Annotated in this window: 15 protein-coding genes; 8 read left to right on the top strand and 7 right to left on the bottom strand. The window is 62.8% G+C overall.

The features are described from left to right. Nucleotides 1–68: 68 nt before the first annotated feature. Together ASG84_RS15395 and ASG84_RS15390 are read left to right on the top strand one after the other, a co-directional pair. On the top strand, nucleotides 69–1,049 hold the full coding sequence (locus ASG84_RS15395) for an NADPH:quinone reductase (RefSeq protein ID WP_057477926.1): 981 nt from the start codon (nucleotides 69–71) through the stop codon (nucleotides 1,047–1,049). A gap of 67 nt (nucleotides 1,050–1,116) precedes the next feature. Then, on the top strand, nucleotides 1,117–1,509 hold the full coding sequence (locus ASG84_RS15390) for an ester cyclase (protein ID WP_057477925.1): 393 nt from the start codon (nucleotides 1,117–1,119) through the stop codon (nucleotides 1,507–1,509). Between the two features lie 123 nt (nucleotides 1,510–1,632). Here the strand turns inward: ASG84_RS15390 and ASG84_RS15385 are convergent, their stop codons facing one another. Together ASG84_RS15385 and ASG84_RS15380 are read right to left on the bottom strand one after the other, a co-directional pair. Then, nucleotides 1,633–2,931 carry an MFS transporter gene (locus ASG84_RS15385; protein ID WP_057477924.1) on the bottom strand — a complete coding sequence of 433 codons (1,299 nt, stop codon included), beginning with the start codon at nucleotides 2,929–2,931 and terminating at the stop codon, nucleotides 1,633–1,635. Between the two features lie 244 nt (nucleotides 2,932–3,175). Then, on the bottom strand, nucleotides 3,176–4,003 hold the full coding sequence (locus ASG84_RS15380; protein ID WP_057477923.1) for an IclR family transcriptional regulator: 828 nt from the start codon (nucleotides 4,001–4,003) through the stop codon (nucleotides 3,176–3,178). A gap of 143 nt (nucleotides 4,004–4,146) precedes the next feature. On the opposite strand from ASG84_RS15380, the gene mhpA reads away from it, so the two are divergent. The 4 genes from mhpA to ASG84_RS15360 are packed head-to-tail and all read left to right on the top strand — an operon-like array spanning nucleotide 4,147 to nucleotide 8,709. After that, nucleotides 4,147–5,736: a bifunctional 3-(3-hydroxy-phenyl)propionate/3-hydroxycinnamic acid hydroxylase MhpA gene (gene mhpA, locus ASG84_RS15375; protein ID WP_057477922.1), complete on the top strand. Its 1,590-nt coding sequence runs from the start codon at nucleotides 4,147–4,149 to the stop codon at nucleotides 5,734–5,736. Nucleotides 5,737–5,780: 44 nt separating this feature from the next. After that, nucleotides 5,781–6,770 carry a gamma-resorcylate decarboxylase gene (tsdA, locus tag ASG84_RS15370; RefSeq protein ID WP_057477921.1) on the top strand — a complete coding sequence of 330 codons (990 nt, stop codon included), beginning with the start codon at nucleotides 5,781–5,783 and terminating at the stop codon, nucleotides 6,768–6,770. Beyond that, entirely contained in the window at nucleotides 6,767–7,861 is a 1,095-nt protein-coding gene (locus ASG84_RS15365) for a maleylacetate reductase (protein ID WP_057477920.1), read from the top strand. The genes tsdA and ASG84_RS15365 overlap by 4 nt, the downstream gene beginning before the upstream one ends. Then, a complete protein-coding gene (locus ASG84_RS15360; RefSeq protein WP_057477919.1) occupies nucleotides 7,858–8,709 on the top strand; it encodes a dioxygenase family protein in 852 nt (283 codons plus the stop codon). The genes ASG84_RS15365 and ASG84_RS15360 overlap by 4 nt, the downstream gene beginning before the upstream one ends. 115 nt (nucleotides 8,710–8,824) lie before the next feature. Here the strand turns inward: ASG84_RS15360 and ASG84_RS15355 are convergent, their stop codons facing one another. From ASG84_RS15355 to ASG84_RS27760, 4 genes are all read right to left on the bottom strand, one after another. Next, on the bottom strand, nucleotides 8,825–10,366 hold the full coding sequence (locus ASG84_RS15355; protein WP_057477918.1) for an MDR family MFS transporter: 1,542 nt from the start codon (nucleotides 10,364–10,366) through the stop codon (nucleotides 8,825–8,827). Then, entirely contained in the window at nucleotides 10,363–11,010 is a 648-nt protein-coding gene (locus tag ASG84_RS15350; protein WP_082521011.1) for a TetR/AcrR family transcriptional regulator, read from the bottom strand. The genes ASG84_RS15355 and ASG84_RS15350 overlap by 4 nt, the downstream gene beginning before the upstream one ends. Before the next feature lie 557 nt (nucleotides 11,011–11,567). Continuing rightward, entirely contained in the window at nucleotides 11,568–12,749 is a 1,182-nt protein-coding gene (locus ASG84_RS15345) for a lipase family protein (protein ID WP_057477916.1), read from the bottom strand. Nucleotides 12,750–12,820: 71 nt separating this feature from the next. Continuing rightward, the gene (locus ASG84_RS27760) at nucleotides 12,821–12,970 is read right to left on the bottom strand and encodes an alpha/beta hydrolase (protein WP_162248342.1); all 150 of its coding nucleotides are present in this window, start codon (nucleotides 12,968–12,970) and stop codon (nucleotides 12,821–12,823) included. 4 nt (nucleotides 12,971–12,974) lie between these two features. Here ASG84_RS27760 and ASG84_RS15340 point away from each other — a divergent pair, with 4 nt between their 5' ends. Both ASG84_RS15340 and ASG84_RS15335 read left to right on the top strand, forming a co-directional pair. Next, complete coding sequence (locus ASG84_RS15340; RefSeq protein WP_162248341.1) at nucleotides 12,975–13,319, top strand: DUF3237 domain-containing protein; 345 nt, start codon at nucleotides 12,975–12,977, stop codon at nucleotides 13,317–13,319. 87 nt (nucleotides 13,320–13,406) lie between these two features. Continuing rightward, nucleotides 13,407–13,763, top strand: a complete 357-nt coding sequence (locus tag ASG84_RS15335) for an AMP-binding enzyme (protein WP_235581677.1) — start codon at nucleotides 13,407–13,409, stop codon at nucleotides 13,761–13,763. Nucleotides 13,764–13,767: 4 nt separating this feature from the next. Here ASG84_RS15335 and ASG84_RS15330 read toward each other — a convergent pair whose 3' ends face one another. Next, nucleotides 13,768–14,448 carry a HemK2/MTQ2 family protein methyltransferase gene (locus tag ASG84_RS15330; protein ID WP_057477913.1) on the bottom strand — a complete coding sequence of 227 codons (681 nt, stop codon included), beginning with the start codon at nucleotides 14,446–14,448 and terminating at the stop codon, nucleotides 13,768–13,770. Between the last annotated feature and the right edge of the window lie 7 nt (nucleotides 14,449–14,455).

Below are 14,455 nucleotides of genomic sequence, written 5' to 3'. Positions count from 1 at the left end.
CTCGAACGCATCACGCTGGCTCCCGTGAACGGACCGAGGGGCATCACCGACGCTTCGGTCGTGGCACATTGATCGCCGCGTGGTACGACTCGCAGGGGGAAGCCCAGGACGTTCTCCGAGTCGGAGAGATTCCGGCACCCGACCCTGGACCAGGCGAGGTTCGAGTGCGCCTGTTGTTGTCCTCGGTCAATCCGGGTGACACCAAGAAACGGCGTGGGTGGCTCGGCTCGACGATGCCGTATCCGCGGGTGGTGCCCCACAGCGACGGAGCCGGGTACCTCGACGCTGTGGGGGAGGGCGTCGAGCGAAGACGAGTTGGCGAGCGTGTGTGGGTTTTCGGTGCGCAGTCCTATCGAGCGTCCGGCACCGCGGCGCAATGCACGGTCGTACCCGGCTGGCAGGCAGTCGCCTTGCCGGATTCCGTGGATCCGAACCTCGCTGCCTGCCTGGGAATTCCAGGTATCACGGCACACCGCGCAGTGTTCGGTGACGGAGCGGTTGTCGGGCAGACGGTCCTGGTCCACGGCGTGTTGGGCGGCGTAGGGTCTCTCGCTGCGCAGTTGGCTCGATGGAACGGGGCGACGGTAATCGGAACTGTTCGCACAGAAGGGGACGCGGATCTCGCGCGTGCCCACGGCACCGACCACGTCGTGGTGCTGAGCGACGACGAAGCAGTGACGCAGGCACGGGATCTTGCGGTTGGTGGCGTCGACCGCATCATCGAAGTGTCGTTCTCGGACAACGTCGAATTCGACGCGGCAATTGGCAAGAACAACACAGTCATTGCCGCCTACGGCACCCGCGAGGATCGACCGAGTCTGCCGTTCTGGCCGATGCTGTTCGACAACATCACCATTCGTCTACTGGGCAGCGACGATTTCTCTCGAGAGGCTAAGTTGGCTGCCGCGGCGGACCTGACCGCGGCTGCTTCTACCGGTGCGCTGTCCATCGCGGTCAGCGATCCACTGCCGCTGGATCGAATCACCGACGCTCACGACCGCGTCGACGCGGGAACTCGGACGCGAGTCCTCCTACAGATCCCAGAGTGATCAACCAATGAACCTTGCATCACAGAATGAATGGAACAACATCAAAACGAAATCTCCCGAAGAGGTGATGACACGATTCGTCGAGTTCATCAACACAGCAGACGAGCAGCTCTCTCACGAGGTGATTGCGGCAGAAGCCGTGTTCCATGCCCCGACACATCCCGAACCGCTGCGGGGACCGTCGGGCTACCTGGAATTGCTCGCCCTGTTGCGCAACGGCTTTTCCAATATCCAGTGGACCATGGAGGAGACGATCATCGAAGGCGACAGGGTCGCGGCGCGATTCACCATGCGTGGCACACACTCGGGCGAATTCTTCGGCGTCCCGCCCACCGGCGTGACGATCTCGGCCCAAGCCTTCAACTTTTACTACCTCGCCCACGGACAGATCGTCGGCGAGCACGGGCAGCCGGACCTGTTGGGAATCTTGCAACAGATCGGCGCCGTACCTGCTCCGTGATGTCGTAGCCGAAAGCCTGTGTCCGGTTCGAGGGACTACATCCTCGAACCGGACACAGGATCAATCATGTTTCAGCACAACCTTTTCGGGCTGCGCGGCCCACGGATTCATGCAGCCGGCCGCTCAGGGCCGACGAGTGGAATTCGACGCCGCATCCGCAAGTGATGTGTCGGTAATCGGATCGGTCGTGGAGTGCCGGGTTCGAGGCCGCGGAACGGCTACGGCGGTGATGGCACCGGCGAGTCCGACGATGGCGAAGCTGTAGAAGTTCCAGTCGACGCCGCTTGCGCGGTCGAGAACGAATGCACCGAGGGTTGGGCCGACGATGGCCCCGAGGCGTCCGACCGACAGGGCCCAGGCCAGTGCGCTGCTGCGGTTCTCGGGATCGTAGACGGAAAGTATAAAGGCGTTGGCCAGGATCTGAGAGCCGATGAACCCGAAACCACTGACGAACATCAATACGAACAGCACGGGGGTGGGCGGTGAGAGGCTCATCAGAATCAGGCTCACCGTGCCGGTCAGGAAGGCTGCGACCACCACGATGCGGGGGCCGAATCTGTCGGCCACGGGCCCGGCTGCGATGACTCCGACGAACACGCCCAGCCACATGGCGGCAGTTTGCATCAGTGCGGAGCCGAGCGAGTATCCGGCGGCTTGCATGATCGACGGCAGCCAAGCGCTGATACCGAAGACGAGCAGCAGCCCGCAGAAGGACATCACCCAGGCGAGGATGGTGGTGGGGGCGAGGCGTCTGGTCAGTAGCGGGCCGAGACCGAGGAACCGCCCGGCGGAGGTGCTGGTTGCCATCGGTTCATGGGCGAGTCCGTAAAGATTCTCGATCTGCTTCGCATCGCCATCTCGGCCGGTGAGGCGCAGGTGGAACGGGCTTTCCGGCAACCGGAACATCAACGGCAGAGCGACGAGCGGCAGGATGACGCCGATGAGGTACAGCCAGTGGTAGGAGATCTCGGGTAGCAGTGCAGCTCCGAGAAGCGGCGCGGCCAGTGCACCGATTGCGTAGCCGCTCATCATCAGTCCGATATGCCGGGCGCGGCGTCCTGGTTCGCTGAGGTCTGCAACATAGGCGTTCAGCGTGGGAAGCACGACGCCCAGACCGAGGCCGACGACCAAACGGCCGAGCCCGAAGATCTCCGCGCTCGTCGCGACAGTGGACAGCAGCATGCCGACGGTGAAGATGGCAATCGATCCGAGCAGCAGTCTGCGCGGTCCGAAGCGATGCATCACGGCTCCGGCGAAGGCTGCTCCGACCAGCATGCCGACGCCGACCAATGAGCCGATGGTTCCCGCCGACGCCCTGTCCATGCCCAGCGAGGGCGTCTGCAGTAGGACGGGGACCGTGGCCCCGTAAATGGCGAGATCGAAACCTTCCAGGGTGGCGACCAGCCACGTCACATACAGCATTCTTTTGGTGGCGCGGGGCAGGCTGCGCCCCTGTGTGCTTGGTGTTGTCGAGCGACTCACGTGAATCTCCTGTCGAGGCAAAGTCGTTGGTGCGCAGCGAATGCCGACGTGCGACGTCGATCGGCACGGCATGTGATGTGCGGTCGGCTCGACGCCCGTATGGCGCAGATCACAGTTCAACATAAAGAAACGAGTTGCGCAATAGTGAAATCGCAATTACTTCGACGTGATGGTGGTTTTCGGGTCAGGCGGGACGCTCGACCACGGTGCCCGAGCTGCCGAAATCCTCGGAGATTGCCTGTGTCGCGCGCAGCAATTCCTCGGTAGCGGCAGCGACCACTTCGGCGCTGCCGATCTTTGCCGGGATCGCCACTGCTACCACCAGGGGAATGGACTGGCCCGCAGGGAATACCGGGGCTGCTATCGACATCACGCCGGGGATCACCTCGCCGGAGATTGTCGCGACACCGTTTTGCCGGACGTGCGAGCGAAGTGCTGCCACCTCGTCCTCGTCGGGTGCGGTTGCACCCATCGACTCGAGCTCGTCGTGCAGAAAGGGTGCGACCATCGTTTCGGGGAGATGCGCGAGGTAGACGTGGCCGATGGCAGACGTCAACAGCGGCATCGTCGATCCCACGCGAATGGTGATCGGCAGCGCGTGTGCGCCGTAATCCCACCGCACCAGAACCGGGCCGTGATCTCCCCAGGCTGCCAGGTTGACCGAATGGCCGGTGCGGTCTCGCAGGGTCGGGAGGTGCTCGGACGCGACGCTGACGTCATCCATACGGCGCAGTGATTCGATGCCGAGCCGGCGCATGGCGGGGCCGAAGTCGTACAAGCCCGACCGGCCGGATTGCACGATCAGACCGGCACGGCCGAGGCTGACCAGGTAACGGTGGACTTTGCTGGCCGCCATTCCCGAGGCGTTCGCAATCTGGGTCAGGCTCATCGGTCCAAGGCCTCGCTCGAGCGCTTCGATGACACCCATCGCTAGTTCGACCGACTGAATGCCCTGGCGAGCACCCGTGCGTTCGGAGGCGTCGATGGAATCGGAGTCTGGATTATCGGTCACGGATCCACCCTAGGCACTCGGGGAGAATTCGACGGCCTTCAAAGAAATTCACTACTGTGCATTGACTTCACTAATAATGAACTCTAGCGTTGTGGTTGCCATCACATTCGACGACAGAACGTCACAGCGAGAGGAGCAGCCACATGTCTGCTTTCGAACCAACGCAGGCCGGCCACGAGACGACGGCTGACGTCGTTGTCGTCGGCTGCGGTCCCACCGGCATGGTGCTGGCCGCCCTTCTCGGAAGCCAGGGGCGCAGCGTCGTGGTTCTCGAGCGGTACAGCGGCCTCTACAACCTGCCGCGAGCTGCAGCATTCGACGACGAAACGATGCGCACGTTTCAGAAGCTCGGTATCGCGGAGAAGATGCTGCCGGGTGTCAACGTGCAGCGCGGATACATCTGGGTCAACGCCCAGGACGACGTTCTACTCGACATCGAGTACGACAACCCGGGCCGCAGTGGGTGGCCATCGCAGTACATGATGCATCAACCGCACGTCGAGACCGTGCTCGACGAGTTGCTGACTTCGCTTCCGACGGTCGATGTGCGGCGCGGACATACCGTGACCGAAATCCAGCAGTCCGATTCCGTGACAACCGTTCTCGCCACCGACGCAGAGGGCCGCACCGTCCGAGTGGACACCGAGTTCGTCGTCGGCTGCGACGGCGGCAACGGAATCGTCCGGGAGGTCGTCGGCGGGGAGCTCGACGATTACGGCTTCTTCGAGAACTGGCTGGTGTGCGACTTCGAGCTCTCTCGCGACGTCCCGACGCTGCCCACGTTCCGCCAGGTGTGCGACCCCGCCGAGCCGATCGCGATCGTGAACATCGGGCCGCGCCACCACCGGTTCTCGTTCCGTCTCGACAGTGGCGCGCAACGAGACGAGGTGGTGCAGCAGGACAGGGTGTGGTCTCGTGTGTCTGCATACTTGACCCCCGACGACGCCGAGCTCGTCCGCGTCGCGAACTACACCTTCCGATCGTGCATCGCCTCGAAGTGGCGCGCAGGCAACGTCTTTCTGGCCGGCGACGCCGCACATCAGATGCCGCCGTTCCTTGCGCAGGGCATGGTGTCCGGTATCCGCGACGCCCGAAACCTGGCGTGGAAGCTCGACATGGTTCTCTCCGGGCATCCCGACGCCCTCCTCGACTCCTATCAATCCGAACGCGAGCCGCACGTCCGATTCATCACCGAGAAGGCGATCGAACTGGGCCGCGTCCAAACGATGCGAGACCCCGTCCTCGCAGCGGAACGTGATGCGCGAATGATCGCCGCTCGCAAGGCCAACCAGAAGCCCGACAAGCTGCAGTACCCGGCGCTGTCCGGTGGTTTGATCGCCAACAGCGGCGATATCTTTCCCCAGGGACTGGTCTCCACCTCGTCACGCACTGCACTGTTCGACGACATCGCTGGAACAGGATGGCTTGTGGTATCGGACGGAAATGCTGCGCTGCATACCATTTCGAGTGACCACCGTGAACGGTTCGCAGGACTGGGCGGCAGAGAGATCGTCTTCGGGCTGTCCTCGATGTTCGACGGTGCTCCGACCTCCGACACCGCCGGCGTGTACACCCGCTGGTTCGCCGCGCAGAAGTGCGTCGCGGCAATTGTGCGGCCCGATGGCTACATCTACGGACTGGCCCGCACCGACGACGAACTGGCCCAGTTGATGACAAGCCTGATCGAGGCGGTAACACCGACCCGGTCGGCGTTACTCGCCACGACATCCTGACACCCCCGATTTCCGGACCGACCGACAACACCCGAGGAGAGATCATGCAGGGCAAGATCGCACTGGAAGAACACTTCGCCATCCCCGAGACCCTCAACGACTCAGCGGGATTTGTGCCCGGTACCTACTGGGACGAGCTGCAGAGGCGGTTGCTCGACATCCAGGATGTCCGACTGAAGTTGATGGACGACAACGGCATCGAGACCATGATTCTCTCCCTCAATGCCCCTGCCGTGCAGGCCATCCCAGAGCCCAAGCGCGCCATCGACATCGCTCGCCGCGCCAACGACGTGCTCGCGGAGGAAATCGCCAAACGCCCCGACCGGTTCCGCGGCTTCGCCGCCCTTCCCCTGCAGGATCCCGACGCAGCCACCGAGGAACTGCGGCGATGCGTCACCGAACTCGGATTCGTCGGTGCACTGGTCAACGGGTTCTCACAGAGCGAGTCGGTGGACGACGGAAACACCCCGCTGTACTACGACCTTCCGCAATACCGTTCCTTCTGGGCAGAGGTGGAACGACTCGATGTGCCGTTCTACCTTCACCCGCGCAATCCGCTCGAGCAGGACGCGCGCATCTACCAGGGCCACCCGTGGCTTCTGGGACCGACGTGGGCGTTCGCCCAGGAGACCGCCGTGCACGCACTGCGACTGATGACATCCGGTCTGTTCGACGAGCATCCCGGTCTGAACATCGTGGTCGGCCACATGGGGGAGGGCATCCCGGCCATGCTGTGGCGAATCGACAACCGCAACGCGTGGGTGGACGTGCCGCCCACCTATCCCGCGAAACGTAGGATGGTCGACTACTTCACCGAGAATTTCTTCATCACCACCTCGGGCAACTTTCGCACCCAAACTCTGATCGATGCGCTTCTCGAACTCGGATCCGAGCGCGTGATGTTCTCCACCGATTGGCCTTTCGAGAACGTCGACCACGCGGCGAACTGGTTCGACTCGGCGAGCATTTCCGAAGCCGACAGACTCAAGATCGGGCGCAGCAACGCCGCCGCGCTGTTCAAGCTCGACCGATGATCCGGGACACGACTCTGTCTTCCTTCGTTCACAGCGGATCACCCGCCCGCATCGTCTTCGGACGCGGCAGCGTGCAGACGGTGTCCGCTGAGGTCGAGAGGCTCGGATGCAGTCGAGCGGTCGTGCTGTCCACCCCGCACCAGCACGACGAGGCGACGCGCGTGCTGGGGACTCTGGGTGCACTCGGGGTCGGCGTCGTCGCCGTCGCCGAAATGCACACACCGACCGCGGTGACAGCTCGGGCGTTGATCGAGGTGGAGAACTTCGGCGCGGACTGCATCGTCGCCATCGGCGGAGGCTCGACCACCGGGCTGGGCAAGGCAATTGCGGCACGAACCGGACTGCCGCAGGTCGTCGTGCCCACCACCTACGCGGGGTCGGAGGTGACCCCGGTTCTCGGAGAAACCGAGAACGGAGTCAAGACCACGCGGCGCGGACCGGAGATCCTCCCCGAAACCGTGGTCTACGACCCTGATCTCACCGATTCGATGCCGATCGAACTCACCGTCGCCAGCGGCCTCAACGCCATAGCGCACGCCGTCGAAGGCACCTACGCTCGCGACGGCAGCCCCATCTACACCTTGATGGCGATCGAGGGGCTCAGGGCGCTGCGCGATTCTCTACCGGCACTGGTCGAGGCCCCCAGCAATCAGGACGCACGCGACGGGGCCCTGTACGGTGCCTGGCTGTGCGGCACCGTGCTCGGCGGCGTGGGAATGTCGGTGCACCACAAGCTGTGTCACACCCTCGGCGGTGCATTGGATCTCCCGCACGCACAGACTCACGCAATCATGCTTCCCCACACCATCGGCTTCGTCGAAGAATCCGTGCCGCAAACACTTACCGACGTCGCGACACTGTTCGGTGGGTCGGCGGGTGCAGGACTGCACGATTTTGCCGTCGATATCGGTGCGCCGCTCCGGCTCGCGGATCTGGGAGTCACCGCCGATCAGCTGGATCTGGTCGCGGACCAGGCCATCGCCTCGCCGTACTGGTCGCCGCGCCCACTGGACCGCGACTCCATTCGCAGGGTCCTGCAAGATGCCCACGAGGGCACCCGACCGAACCCGAGGAGCGGATCACCCGCATGAAGTACTTCACCGAACACGCATCGGTCGACACCGTCAACGAACGCATGAACATCCCCGCCGACGACCGTGTCGCCGTCGTCATGAGCAGCCTCGTTCGTCACGTGCACGAATTCGTCAAGGACGTGAACCTCACCGAAGCCGAATGGGACCTCGCCATCGACTTCCTCACCCGAACGGGACAGATCAGCGGCCCCGAACGGCAAGAATTCATCCTGCTCTCGGACGCACTCGGCGTGTCCATGCTCGTGGACGCAATCAACCACCGCCGGCCCGAGAATGCCACCGACAGCACGGTATTCGGACCGTTCCACGTCGAGAACGCGCCGATCCGCGAGATGGGCGAGAACATCAGCCTCGACGGGAAAGGCGAAGCATGCCTGTTCGTCGGGCGTGTTACCGGTACCGACCGTACGCCGATCGAGGGCGCGTGCGTCGACGTGTGGTCGGACAACGAGGACGGCTACTACGACGTCCAGCAACCCGACATTCAACCGCGCTGGAACAACCGAGGCCGCTTCGTCACCGGAGCCGACGGTAGGTACACCTTTCGCGGCATCAAACCCACGTCGTATCCGATTCCCGACGACGGGCCCGTCGGGCAGATGCTCACCCGCCTCGGGCGACACCCCTACCGACCGGCACACATGCACTTCCTCGTCTCGGCCGACGGTTACGAGCGGCTGGTGACACACACCTTCGTCGACGGCGACGAGTACCTGGAATCCGACGCAGTATTCGGTGTCAAGGAATCACTCGTCGCAACGTACGAAAAGCGCGGACCGGATGCAGACACCATGTGGATATCCGAGTACGACTTCGCACTTGTGCAGGAACCCGGCGAGGTATAGACCTACAGTCGCTTCGGGCCACACGTTGCCCACCGCATCGCCGTCTTGTCATACTGCCGAGCACGTTCCGCCAGTGCGAGTCGGCACCGCACACGCCACCGTGTCCTTCGCGATCTCAGCTACTGCGAGTGCTCAGAGTGCGCTCTCTCGTTGTCGCCAGGGGTTTTTCGTCGATGAAGACCAGAAGCAGCAGCGCGATGATCATCAGGGGCACCATGTAGAGGAAGACCGGTGTGAGGGCATCGTTGTAGGCGTTGACGATGACCTCTCGTGCGGCGTCGGGTAGTGCTCGCACGGACTCGGGTGTCAACGAACTCTCCGGTGATGATCCGTCGGTCGAGGCTCCTCCCAAGAGTGAGGTCAGTCGGGAGACGAACAGCGTGCCGACCACCGCGGAGCCGAGGGATGCGCCGATCTGTCGGAAGTAGTTGTTCGATGCGGTGGCGGTGCCGACTTCGGTGATCGGGAAGGAGTTCTGCACGATAAGTACGAGGATCTGCATGCTCATACCCAGTCCAATTCCCATGACGGCCAGGTATGCACAGATGATCCACACTTCCATGCCGGCGGTCATCGTCGATAGCAAGATCAGTGATAGGACTACGATTCCCGAGCCCATGATGGGTAGGTATTTGTAGCGTCCGGTCTTGCTGACGAGTTGGCCGGACACGATCGATGTCACCAGTAGACCGGCCATCATAGGGATCATCAGCAACCCGGCTTTCGTTGCTCCCGCGCCGGTGACCATCTGGAGATATGTGGGCAGGTAGGCGAGTGCACCGAACATGGAGACGCCGATGATGAGTCCGGCGACAGTGGTCAGATTGAAGTTTCGGTCTTTGAAAAGGTGTAGCGGCATGATCGGTTCCGCGGCTGCCTTCTCGACACCGACGAAGCTGACAGCTGCAACGGCCGTTGCAATGATCAGGGCGACTATTGCGGGGGAATTCCAGGCGTACGTTGTTCCGCCCCATGTCGTTATGAGCACCACGCCCGTCGAGGCGAGTGCGAGAAGCGTCATTCCCGTGACGTCCAGTCGGGGTTTGTCGTGGTCGATCTTGGGGAGTCTCAGGAAAAATACTGCTGAGGCGATCGCGAGCACGCCCAGTGGGACGTTCATCCAAAAAGCCCAGCGCCATCCAATTCCTTCGGTGAAGAATCCGCCGAGTAAGGGGCCTGCGACCGAAGAGAGCGCGAAGACGCCGCCCATGATGCCCATGTACTTGCCGCGCTGGCGTGCGGGAACGACGTCGGCGATGATTGCCTGAGCCAGGATCATCAGGCCGCCGCCGCCGAGTCCCTGGATCGCGCGCCCCGTGATGAGCCAGGGCATGTCTAGAGCGAGTCCGCCGACTATCGATCCCGCCATGAACAACGCAATTGCGAAGATGAACAGCGACTTTCGGCCGATGAGGTCACCTACCTTGCCGTAGATCGGCAGCATGATCGTCGAGGCGAGAACGTACGCCGTTGTCACCCATAGCATCTGGTCGACACCGTCGAGTTCGCCGACGATGGTGGGCAGAGCAGTACTGAAGATGGTTTGGTCGAGTGAGGCGAGCAACATCGTCACCATGAGACCGGCGAAGACGAGCAGGATGCTGCGCCTGTCGTCGGTGACGAGGGCCTGTTCGACGGTTTTGTCAGCGGTTGTCATGACAGTCCTTCTCGTAGCTCGTGCACGAGCGAGATTGCTCGGCGTTCGATGTCGGTCACTCTCGAGTCGGCTCCAACGACGGAGTCGTCGAGAGATGTCGCCCACTCGCGAAGGGCTATGCGCACAGCACCGCCGCACAGCACGAACAGCAGTTCGGCGTGCGCAGTTCTGTCACTCGTTTTCTCGAACGGCGTTCCAGTGAGCATTGTCTCGATGGTCTGTGTGAGTTTGCTTGCCCGGGCGGTGAATTGCGCCATTTGGCCACCGAGAATCTCTGGATGCCGTTTGACGACTTCGAGTCGGTCGGTCTTCATTCGAGCTCGGCTCGAGTGAGGGGATCCCATGACCGTGAGCACCAAGCCGACGATGGCAGGGACCAAGGCCGGGTCCGGGTGCTCGTGTATGTAATCGGCGATCAGTTCGTCGATGACTTCGGCGGGGTGAACACCCAGAACAGCGTTGTCTTTGCTTTCGAAGTAGTTGAAGAACGTCCGGGTGGAGATGTCGGCCAGATCGCTGATCGCGTCCACGGTCGTCTCCCCGAGCCCGTCCCTGAGCACGAGAGTCAACGCGGCTTCCTCTATCCGGGCGCGCGTCTCGGCACGCTTACGGTCTCGCCGGCCTGGCTTTTCGGTAGTGGGCACCTATCTACAGTACTGCAAATATGCAGTACTGCACGTTTTACTTCACGGTCAGGTCAAGCGCCGTTCACCTGTGCGTCCACCTGCGACGCTCGCGCTCCATGGTCCATACTTCCCGCCGCGGCTGCCGAAGACGGGCCCGCCCTCTGAGGTGGATTGGGCATAGATGCGCAGATTGCGCATGTCGGTGAACGCAGTTCCGAGGGCAACTTGGGTTTGGGGCGAATGAGTCTCGTTGTCACGAGTCCGCACACACCGTCGGATCGCCAGGACGCTCTGCGTCCACCCGACACCGTGGCCGTCCGACACCGATCAGGACTGTCCGGTGTGGGAGAATCGGCGGCAGTTCGGTGTCACGAGGGTGTCACAAGTCTGTACGTTCGGACATGGATTGGACCGAACGGTGATGCGCGAAAGACGTTGCAAATAAATAAGTATCGAGTCCAGGGGCGTTCATGTGGATCCACTCTTATGGGACTTGGAATCTGCACAGTGTCGGTTCGAGTCCGACTGGGGGGCACCACATTTCCGAGGTCGCAGCGCTATGTCGCCTCGGCGAGCTAACCCGAACCGTTGACCGCGAATTGCCCTGCAGTCCAACGCAACACAAATGGCAGCCCGGTCATGGCACCGATGAAGTGGTCGCCTGCCACGGGCTCGTAGTGCACGTCGGCACCCTTGCTGCGCCACTGCTCGATCAGGGCCGTCACGCCGGCCTCGGGGATGAAGCGATCGCCGATCATCTTGCTGGCGGAACCGTGGAAGAACGCGACCGGTGCCGATGGTGCGTCGGCACCGGGACGGTTCGCGGCGATCACCCGTCGCGCGATGTCGGAGTCGAACGGGTTGGGCTCGGACGCGAAGTCCTCTATCCGCATGCGTACCAACCCGCCCAGGGCCAGGGGGAAGACGGACATGTCCTTCACCCACGACGCCAACAGCAGCGCCTTCGGGCCGAACAACTCCACCATCTCGGGGTGCTCACGCGCGAGACCTATGCTCGCCGCACCCAGCAGGCCGGCCGCGACGGTGCCGTTCATAGTGTCCAGCAGCATCGTGAAGTCGGTGGGCGTTCCACCGGCGACGGCACCCACCAACCGCACGTCCGGCGCGTAGCTTGGCTGCAGTTGCGCTGTCCACGTGGTGGCGATCGCGCCGCCGCTGTAGCCGTAGGCAACCACTGGGCTGTCGGCGAGCTCTGGGGCGACGACCGTCATCCCGCGTAGCGAGTCCAGGACGGCATGCCCGGCCATCGTGCCTTCGGAGTACGACATCCGCGGGCCTTGGTGATCGGCGACGAGGACGGCGTATCCGCGGGCGAGCCAGAGCGGCATCACCGGTGGGAGGTCGGCACCGACACCGTGCACGAGCCGGTACGACGGCGTGGTCTTGGCTCCGAGGGAATCGATGGCCACGTTGTGGGCGACGACTGGCCGCGGTCCACGCCCGGTCCACGGCCGCTTCGGGATCAGCAGTGAGGCGGTGACGCCGGCGGGCAGACCCCGTGCGTCGGTCGATCCAACCATGAACTGATGCAGGGTGGTTCGCGGCCGGGGCACCAGACCGCGGGTCGTGCGCTGCCGGATGACCGCACCGGGTGCGAGGTCCTCGATGCCGGGAGGGGTGAGGAAGAAGTCGTCGTTGTCGATCGGGGTCGGAAGGATCGCGGCATAGGGGTCCTTTGGAGGCTCGAGGGGCAGTCGTCGAGTCAGTACGCGATCGAGCACACCGAACAGAGTCATGATCCCCCGATATCGTTTTCCAGCCGTACCGATCCCCGCGGTCACCGTACCGCTCGAATGGCTCAGCCGGGTCAGATGGTGCAGCGAGTACCTACATCCGGCAGTTCGAGGTCGATCAGGTAGTCGGCGATCGCTCCGTCGACACAGCCGTTGGCGGAGATGATCGTTCCGTGCTGGTTGGCCTCGACCGTGAGCAACCGAGCACCGAGGGTGTCGGCCAAGCTGATGCCCGTATCGGGCCCGAAAATGACCGGTGAGGTCCTTCCCCACGGGGGTGATTGGTTCGTTGAGCGCGGCGACACGGTGCAACTCGACGCCCGCTACGTGCTGCTCGCCGAGGACGGGTCATTGATCGACGTTCGGAATCAAGGCTACTATCGGGCCGACTCCGACGTCGAATCTCGTTTGGATGCAGGTGAATTCGTGGACGAGTGCGAGTACCACTATCGCACTGCTCCGGTGTTCCAGACCGATTCCGAGCCGTTCAGGTGGCTCGCGGACAATCAGTTCGTAGGGATGGCCCGTAACGAGGGTGGTCAGATCTGCATTCGGTTCTTCTGGCTGCGGTAACTGCAGGTTTCTACTCAGTGCCCTGATGGTTTTCAGGGCGCGTCGTAGCTCCGAAGCACCATCTTTGCCGAGGGCATGGAGGGCTTCGTGACGATTGTCGATCGTCTCGAGGACATGATCATCTCCGGCGGAGAGAACATCTATCCCGCCGAGGTCGAAGCGGCACTACTCGAACTGCCCGGGATCGACAGTTGCGCGGTGTTCGGTGTCCCCGACGAAAAATGGGGTGAATCTGCTGTTGCCGCAATCACTGTGGTCGAGGGAGCAAGCGTCGCCCTCGATTCCATCGCGGACGCGCTCGGCGGCCGACTCGCGCGGTACAAGATCCCCAAGCGTTACATCCTCGTCGACGAAATCCCGCGCAATCCGACGGGCAAGATCCGCAACAACGAGTTGCGGGAGCACTATTCGGTACGCCCGCAGACGTCGTTCCGGACTGTATGAACACCTAGCCACCAATGTCGCTCTTGGCCAATATCACTGCCAACTCTTCGGTTCGGCATCCTGGCACGATGAGGCCGTTGGCCTCGAGCCATGCGGCTCGCTCCAGCAGCACCGGTCCGAAGTCGACGGTTCGTCTGGCGACGATCGACGCACTCAAGCCTCCCTGCTCCATCATCGCAATCGACTTCGGAACGTCAGCGTGTTCGGACTGGACCAGTAGGAGGAACCCGTTGTCGGACAGCAGGGCTCGGGCTGCACGACACAGTGGATCCAGGAACGCTCGCCCGTCGACCCCGGCGTCCCACGCCACCGAAGGGCCCTCGGTGGGTGGTAGGTGCGCACTCGGTACATACGGGGGATTGCACAGTACGACGTCGTAGGGGCCGTGGGTCAGTGCGACGGAGAGGTCGCCCTGACGTGCCTCGATATCGAGGCCGAGTCGACGCGCAGCAGCCCGCGTCGATTCGACGGCCGCCTGCGAGATGTCCACTGCCAAGACTCGATCTGCACCGAGCGTTGCGGCCGTCATGGCTTGAATCCCTGACCCGGTACACAGGTCCAGTACCCGTGAGTTGCTCGAAATGCCGCGAGCAACGATTGCTTCGGCAAGCATGTGCGAGTCGTGTTGCGGTTCGTACACAGTCCCGTGTCCGAGTTGGCGCGGGTCTGAAGCTGTGCTTTTCATGGCAAAT

Origin of the sequence: Rhodococcus sp. Leaf278, assembly GCF_001426085.1 — a bacterium.
Lineage (GTDB): Bacteria > Actinomycetota > Actinomycetes > Mycobacteriales > Mycobacteriaceae > Rhodococcoides.
The sequence above is the reverse complement of the archived record's forward strand: the minus strand, read 5'-3'. Positions and strand labels throughout refer to the sequence as shown.

Bases quoted from the DNA above. Each gene is read 5' to 3' on its own strand.
- ASG84_RS15390 (WP_057477925.1), top strand. From the start codon at position 1,117: ATGACACGATTCGTCGAGTTCATCAACACAGCAGACGAGCAGCTCTCT.
- ASG84_RS15385 (WP_057477924.1), bottom strand. From the start codon at position 2,931: ATGCTGTATGTGACGTGGCTGGTCGCCACCCTGGAAGGTTTCGATCTC.
- mhpA (WP_057477922.1), top strand. From the start codon at position 4,147: ATGTCTGCTTTCGAACCAACGCAGGCCGGCCACGAGACGACGGCTGAC.
- tsdA (WP_057477921.1), top strand. From the start codon at position 5,781: ATGCAGGGCAAGATCGCACTGGAAGAACACTTCGCCATCCCCGAGACC.
- ASG84_RS15365 (WP_057477920.1), top strand. From the start codon at position 6,767: ATGATCCGGGACACGACTCTGTCTTCCTTCGTTCACAGCGGATCACCC.
- ASG84_RS15360 (WP_057477919.1), top strand. From the start codon at position 7,858: ATGAAGTACTTCACCGAACACGCATCGGTCGACACCGTCAACGAACGC.
- ASG84_RS15355 (WP_057477918.1), bottom strand. From the start codon at position 10,366: ATGACAACCGCTGACAAAACCGTCGAACAGGCCCTCGTCACCGACGAC.
- ASG84_RS15345 (WP_057477916.1), bottom strand. From the start codon at position 12,749: ATGACTCTGTTCGGTGTGCTCGATCGCGTACTGACTCGACGACTGCCC.
- ASG84_RS15340 (WP_162248341.1), top strand. From the start codon at position 12,975: ATGCCCGTATCGGGCCCGAAAATGACCGGTGAGGTCCTTCCCCACGGG.
- ASG84_RS15330 (WP_057477913.1), bottom strand. From the start codon at position 14,448: ATGAAAAGCACAGCTTCAGACCCGCGCCAACTCGGACACGGGACTGTG.